The 6,441-nt window shown below is 29.2% G+C and carries 7 protein-coding genes; 1 reads left to right on the forward strand and 6 read right to left on the reverse strand.

What is annotated here, in order from left to right; all coding sequences use genetic code 11:
• Positions 1-3: 3 nt before the first annotated feature.
• The 6 genes from ACLVEP_RS03015 to nagB all read right to left on the reverse strand — a co-directional run bounded on the left by ACLVEP_RS03015 (position 4) and on the right by nagB (position 4,164).
• Positions 4-507 (reverse strand): thioredoxin family protein, encoded by a 504-nt coding sequence (locus tag ACLVEP_RS03015; RefSeq protein ID WP_412582738.1) that lies wholly within the window; start codon positions 505-507, stop codon positions 4-6.
• Positions 508-521: 14 nt separating this feature from the next.
• Positions 522-2,042, reverse strand: a complete 1,521-nt coding sequence (gpmI, locus tag ACLVEP_RS03020) for a 2,3-bisphosphoglycerate-independent phosphoglycerate mutase (RefSeq protein WP_032091749.1) — start codon at positions 2,040-2,042, stop codon at positions 522-524.
• Positions 2,043-2,135: 93 nt separating this feature from the next.
• On the reverse strand, positions 2,136-2,324 hold the full coding sequence (locus ACLVEP_RS03025) for a hypothetical protein (protein WP_318001139.1): 189 nt from the start codon (positions 2,322-2,324) through the stop codon (positions 2,136-2,138).
• A 55-nt stretch (positions 2,325-2,379) separates the two neighbouring features.
• Positions 2,380-2,769, reverse strand: coding sequence for a hypothetical protein (locus ACLVEP_RS03030; RefSeq protein ID WP_318001138.1), 390 nt, complete (start codon positions 2,767-2,769; stop codon positions 2,380-2,382).
• Entirely contained in the window at positions 2,762-3,331 is a 570-nt protein-coding gene (locus tag ACLVEP_RS03035; RefSeq protein ID WP_412582740.1) for a CDP-alcohol phosphatidyltransferase family protein, read from the reverse strand. The genes ACLVEP_RS03030 and ACLVEP_RS03035 overlap by 8 nt, the downstream gene beginning before the upstream one ends.
• Before the next feature lie 95 nt (positions 3,332-3,426).
• Positions 3,427-4,164 carry a glucosamine-6-phosphate deaminase gene (gene nagB, locus ACLVEP_RS03040; RefSeq protein WP_412582741.1) on the reverse strand — a complete coding sequence of 246 codons (738 nt, stop codon included), beginning with the start codon at positions 4,162-4,164 and terminating at the stop codon, positions 3,427-3,429.
• A gap of 159 nt (positions 4,165-4,323) precedes the next feature.
• Here nagB and ptsP point away from each other — a divergent pair, with 159 nt between their 5' ends.
• Entirely contained in the window at positions 4,324-6,033 is a 1,710-nt protein-coding gene (gene ptsP / locus ACLVEP_RS03045; RefSeq protein WP_412582743.1) for a phosphoenolpyruvate--protein phosphotransferase, read from the forward strand.
• The last annotated feature ends 408 nt before the right edge of the window (positions 6,034-6,441 follow it).

Consider the following 6,441-nt stretch of genomic DNA (forward strand, 5'->3'; position numbering starts at 1 on the left):
CTTTTAATCTTGGTATATTTGATCTAACCAAGATGAAAGTTTATCAATATAATCTTGTTTTTTTTCTTTTTGTTTTTTAGCTGTTAATGAATAATAGTCTTCATCTAAAAATGTATATTGATCAACAAATTTCCCATTATCTACTAACTTCAAAGTAGGAGTCCATGAAAAATCAAGTTTTTTTCTTATTTGATTATAACATGCTTTTTCTTTTTTAGTTGCTTCTTGACTGTTAGCTTGATCTTGATATTCTTTAATATTGAAATAATAAAGATAAACTCCTTTATTTTTCTTTAAATAACTTTTTAAATAAGGTTCAAATTCTTGACAATCTTTACAATCAGGTCTACCTATATATAAAACAAAATCTTCTTTTTGATCTATTTTCTTTAAAACATCATCATAATTGATTTCTATAATTTGATCTTTTGATAAATCTTTCTGTATAGTATGAGTGGATGTAGTATGACTACACCCACTTAATATACCTATTAAAAATGAAATCAATATGAACTTATTGATTATTTTAATAAAGATTCTCCATCCATTTCTTCAGGAATTGGTAAACCTAATAATTGTAACATTGTTGGAGCTAAATCTCCTAATTTTCCGCCTTCTTTTAATCCTACATGAGAATTAGTAACAATTAAAGGTACAACATTTGTTGTATGTGCAGTGAATGGATTACCATCTGCATCTAATTCTTCTTCAGCATTACCATGGTCAGCAGTAATTAACATAGTTCCACCTAATTCAAGAACTTTTTCATATACTTCACCAATACATTCATCTACAACGCTAACAGCTTTGATTGCTGCAGGAATAACACCAGTATGTCCTACCATGTCACAGTTAGCAAAGTTAACGATTACAACATCATGAATATCTTTATCTAATTCAGCAATTAATTTATCTTTTACTTCATAAGCTGACATTTCAGGTTGTAAATCATAAGTAGCAACTTTTGGTGAGTTAACTAACACACGAGTAGCTCCTTCGATTTCTTTATCTACCCCACCATCAAAGAAGAAAGTTACGTGAGCATATTTTTCAGTTTCAGCAATACGTAATTGTTTTAAACCTTGAGCTGATAAATAATCACCTAATGTATTTGTAAGTTCAGGTGAAACGAATGCGATTTCTCCATTAACGCTATCAGCATATTTCATCATACATACGAATTCTAAATCTTTAACTTGTTTTTCAGGTACATATCCTTCATAGAATGTAGGATTTGTGATTACTGTAGCTAATTGAATAGCTCTATCTGGTCTGAAGTTAGCGAAGATTACTGAATCTCCATCATCAATTGTTCCTTCAACGTTTTTGTTGTAACCAGGGATAACGAATTCATCTAATACATCTTTAGCATAAGAATCTTTTACATATTGAACTGGACATTCAAAAGATTCACCTTCTTGACATACGATTGCATCGTAAGCTAATTTAACACGATCAAATCTTTTATCTCTGTCCATTGCATAGTATCTACCAGAAATTGATGCGATTTGTCCAACACCGATTTCTTCAATTTTTTCTTGTAATTCTTTTACGAAATCAACACCACTATCAGGAGCAACATCTCTTCCGTCTAAGAAAGCATGTACATATACTTTATCTAAACCTTGTTGTTTAGCTAATTCTAATAAACCATAAATATGTTCATTCGATGAGTGAACACCACCATTTGATAATAATCCCCAAATATGTAATTTAGAACCATTATCTTTAGCATGTTGAATTGCTTTTAAGAATTTTTCATTTTCAAAGAAAGTTTTTTCATTTAAAGCTTTATTAATTAAAGTTAATGATTGATATACAGTTCTACCTGCTCCAATATTTAAGTGTCCAACTTCACTATTTCCCATTTGTCCATCAGGTAAACCAACTGGCATACCACTAGCTGAAATAGTTGTGTTTGGATACATAGCCATTAAATCATCTAAATTAGGTGTATTAGCAAGTCTTACAGCATTACCATTAATGCTTTCAGAAATACCATAACCATCCATAATACATAATACGATAGGTCTTTTTTTCATTTTTTTGTTTCCTCCATTAATACATTGTACATATTATCATTTTTGTTATCTCGTTTCAATTCATTTAGCTATATAAAATCAGTATTTTTTATTTCATTTCTTTTTTGTTTTTTGTGGTGTTGCAAGTAATGAAACACCACAAAAAGTAATGAGTAAAGGCCAATATTCTTGGATATAATAGACAATAATTGAAACGATTCCCTTAAATTCATTTGTACGATCTAATGTTAAGATGATACCCAAAATAATCAAAACAATACCACAATTTTTTTTAATATTCATTTTATTCACCAATTTTATTTTATCTTGGTTAAAATAAAAAAGATGTCCAAAAAAATCATACGATTTCTTTAAATATCTTTTTTGCATAATCTAATAATTGGATTATATTAACTTCTTCTTGTCCTTTTTGTGAAAAAACATAAACTTTATCATCCTCAAAAAAATCAAATCGATTTGAATGAATAATACTATTAATATCTTTTCTTCTTTCTTGGTTTAAGGTAATAAATTGATTTTCACACATCTTTCTTAGAATAATACACAAAGAAGCAAGCGATAATTCTAATTGACATCTTGTTTTCAATAAATCTCTTTCAACAATATAATTTGCAATTTCTTGATTATTTTTCAATCTATTTAGTTGATTTAAAATCATTTCTACTTTAACAACCTCTATATTTAATTGTTCTAAATAACAACTTAACTTTATTTGCCTTTTATTCATTTTTAAGCTCCTTATAAATAGATAATAGTTGTTTAGCATATAAAACAAGTGATAAAAGCATCAATATAATACAAATAAAAATTGAAACAGTTGCAAAAACAGAATTTGGAATATGTATTCCAATTAATAGGATTGCGACAACATCAAAGATAGCAGTAGAAATTTTTCCCCACCAAGAAGCTCCTTGTACCTTTGCTCCTTTTTCATATAAATAAAGTCCACCTAAAGCCAGCATTCCATCTTTTAAAACAATGATAAGAAGTAATAACCACATCCATGAATACGTATAAACTAAAACAAATGCAACCGTAAATTGTGTCAATTTATCAGCAATTGGATCTATAATTTTTCCAAAATCAGTAATCATCTGAAAATGTCTAGCAATATAGCCATCTAAAAAATCAGATAGACCTGAAATAATTAAGATAATAGCACATATATAATAATCTTCTTTACTTCCAGCTAAAAAATAGCGATGTAAAAAAATAGGAATAAGTATTATTCTTAAATAGCATAAACAATTAGGTATATTAAATAATTCTTTAAGTCTTATTTTTTTCATAGTTTTCACCTTCTGTATCAGTACTATAATCTTACAGTCTAATGATTAAAATTTCAACCTAAACAAAAAAAGGGAGATTTTTCTCCCTCTTGATTTTAATATTCTTTTTCTAATAAAGCTGCAGCTGCTTTATCAATAATCACAGTTACATCTTTATGATTTTGTAATACACTAGCAGGTAATTCTGGAGTTACAGGACCTTCGATCATTCCTTTAACAGCATCTTCTTTATTTTTACCACAAGCAATTAAAACAACACTTTTAGCATCCATGATATTTTGAATTCCCATAGAGATAGCTTGTTTTGGTACAGCATCTTCATCTCCATCAAAGAATAATCTTGCATTATCTTTAATAGTACTTTCTTTTAAATCAACATAATGTGTTTTTGAATTAAAATCAGTTCCTGGTTCATTGAATCCAATATGTCCATTTGAACCAATTCCTAATAATTGAACATCAACTGGATTTTCAGCTAACATTTTATTATATTCATCACAATTTTCTTGGATATTTCCTTGTCCACATGGAACATGTACATTTTCATCTTTAATATCAATTCCATTGAATAAGTTTTTATGCATAAAATAATGATAACTTTGTGGATGACTTGCATCTAATCCAAAATATTCATCTAAGTTGTATGATTTAACATCTTTATATGATGTATGATTTTTTTCATGATCTTCTCTTAATAATTCATACATTCTTACAGGAGTAGACCCTGTTGCTAATCCTAAAATACTATTTGGTTTTTCCTTTACTTGATTAATAAAAATTTTTGCTGCTTCTTGGCTTGCTTCTTCATAATTTTCTACGATAATAACTTTCATTGCAAACTCCTCCTCAATTCCATCATATCATGTCTAGACAAACAATTCAATAAATACTTGTCTTTTTTCTTAAAAAGTCCATTCGTTCAATGAAAATGTCTTTATTTTTCAATAAAAATAGGTTAGAATTGGGATGTAAATATGGAGGTGTTTAATACTATGATTAAAGGTATTGGGGCTTCTAGTGGTATTGCAATTGCTAAAGCATACAAACTAGTTATGCCTGATTTAACTGTAACACAAAACACTGTAGAAGATGTTGCAGCTGAAATCAAAAAATTTGAAGATTGTATGGCTGAAACAGCTAAACAATTAGAAGCAATCAAAGAAGCTGCTTCTAAAAACTTATCAGCTGAAGAAGCTGCTGTATTTGATGCGCATGCATTAGTACTTCAAGATCCTGAATTAAAAACACAAGTTTTAGACAAAATTAATAATGAAAAATTATGTGCTGAAGCTGCATTAGATGCAGTTGCAAATAATTTCATTGCAATGTTTGAAATGATGGATGATGATTATTTTAGAGAAAGAGCTGCTGATATTAAAGACGTTTCTCGTCGTTTATTAGCTAATTTACTTGGTAAACCATTACCAAACCCTGCTTTAATTGATGAAGAAGTTGTTATTATCGCTGATGATTTAACTCCTTCTGATACAGCACAATTAAATAAAAACTTAGTTAGAGGATTTGCTACTAATATTGGTGGTAGAACTTCTCACTCAGCTATCATGGCTCGTTCTTTAGAAATTCCTGCAGTTGTTGCTTGTAAAACAATTACTGAAGAAGTTAAAGATGGAGATTTAATTGTTCTTGATGGTATTGAAGGAACAGTTATGATCAATCCTGATGAAGCAACAGTTAAAGAATATGAAACTAAACGTGCTGATTTCATTGCTTATAAAGAAGAATTAAAGAAATTAGTTAATGAAAAAACAGTTACTACTGATGGACATCAAGTTGAATTAGTTGCTAACATTGGTTCAGCAAAAGATTTAGCAGGTGTTAAAGAAAACGGTGGTGAAGGTGTTGGATTATTCAGAACTGAATTCTTATATATGGAATCTGCTGAATTACCAACTGAAGAACAACAATTTGAAGTTTATAAAGAAGTATTAGAAGGTATGGAAGGTAAACCTGTTGTTGTTAGAACATTAGATATCGGTGGAGATAAAGAAATCGAAGCTATCGATTTACCAAAAGAAATGAACCCATTCTTAGGTGTTCGTGCAATCCGTTTATGTTTCCAAAGAGAAGATATCTTTAGAACTCAATTAAGAGCATTACTTAGAGCATCAGTTTATGGTGATTTAAGAATTATGTTCCCAATGATTGCTACTTTACAAGAATTCCGTAAAGCTAAAGGAATCTTAATGGAAGAAAAAGAAAAATTAGTTGCTGAAGGTGTTAAAGTAAGTGATACATTACAAGTTGGTATCATGATTGAAATCCCTGCAGCTGCTGTATTAGCTCATAAATTTGCTAAAGAAGTTGATTTCTTCTCAGTAGGAACAAATGACTTAGTACAATATACATTTGCAGCAGACAGAATGTCTTCTGGTGTAAGTTATTTATATCAACCATTCAACCCATCAATCTTAAACTTATTAAAACATGTTATTGATTCAGCACATGCTGAAGGTAAATGGGCTGGTATGTGTGGAGAAATGGCTGGTGAAGCTATTGCAGCTCCATTATTACTTGGTTTAGGATTAGATGAATTCTCAATGTCAGCTACTTCAATCTTAGCTCAAAGAAAATTAATTAAGAGCGTATCAAAAGCTGATATGGAAGCTTTAGTAGAAAAAGCATTAGATTGTGCTACTTCTGAAGAAGTTGTTGAATTAGTTAAATCTACAGTAAAAATGTAATAATAAAGACCTCGAAAAGAGGTCTTTTTTAGTGTATAAAAATTTGATATACAGTTATGTAAAGAAACCTAATCTAATGGATTAGGTATTCTTTACAGTTTTTTTATTTTAATGTAAAAATAGCTCAAGGAATCGAACCTAGAGCTACTTCTTTGGTAATAACATAATAATTACGAGTACATTCTAACATATATACGCTACCGCTACATAAGCGAAGTAAATGAAAATAATTTCAAACAAAATCAATAAATCATTGCTTATATATCACTTATTGAATATTTTTATAGTATATGAGGCATAAAAAACCTATCATAAATTGTTAGGCTTCTTTACAGCCCCTTTTTTATTGAATAAAAAAACGCAAAAAAAAAGAACTGGCAACGAGCTATTTTCGCACAACGTACTATC

The sequence above is a fragment of the Faecalibacillus sp. genome, from assembly GCF_047023275.1.
Classification (GTDB): Bacteria; Bacillota_I; Bacilli_A; order Erysipelotrichales; family Coprobacillaceae; genus Faecalibacillus.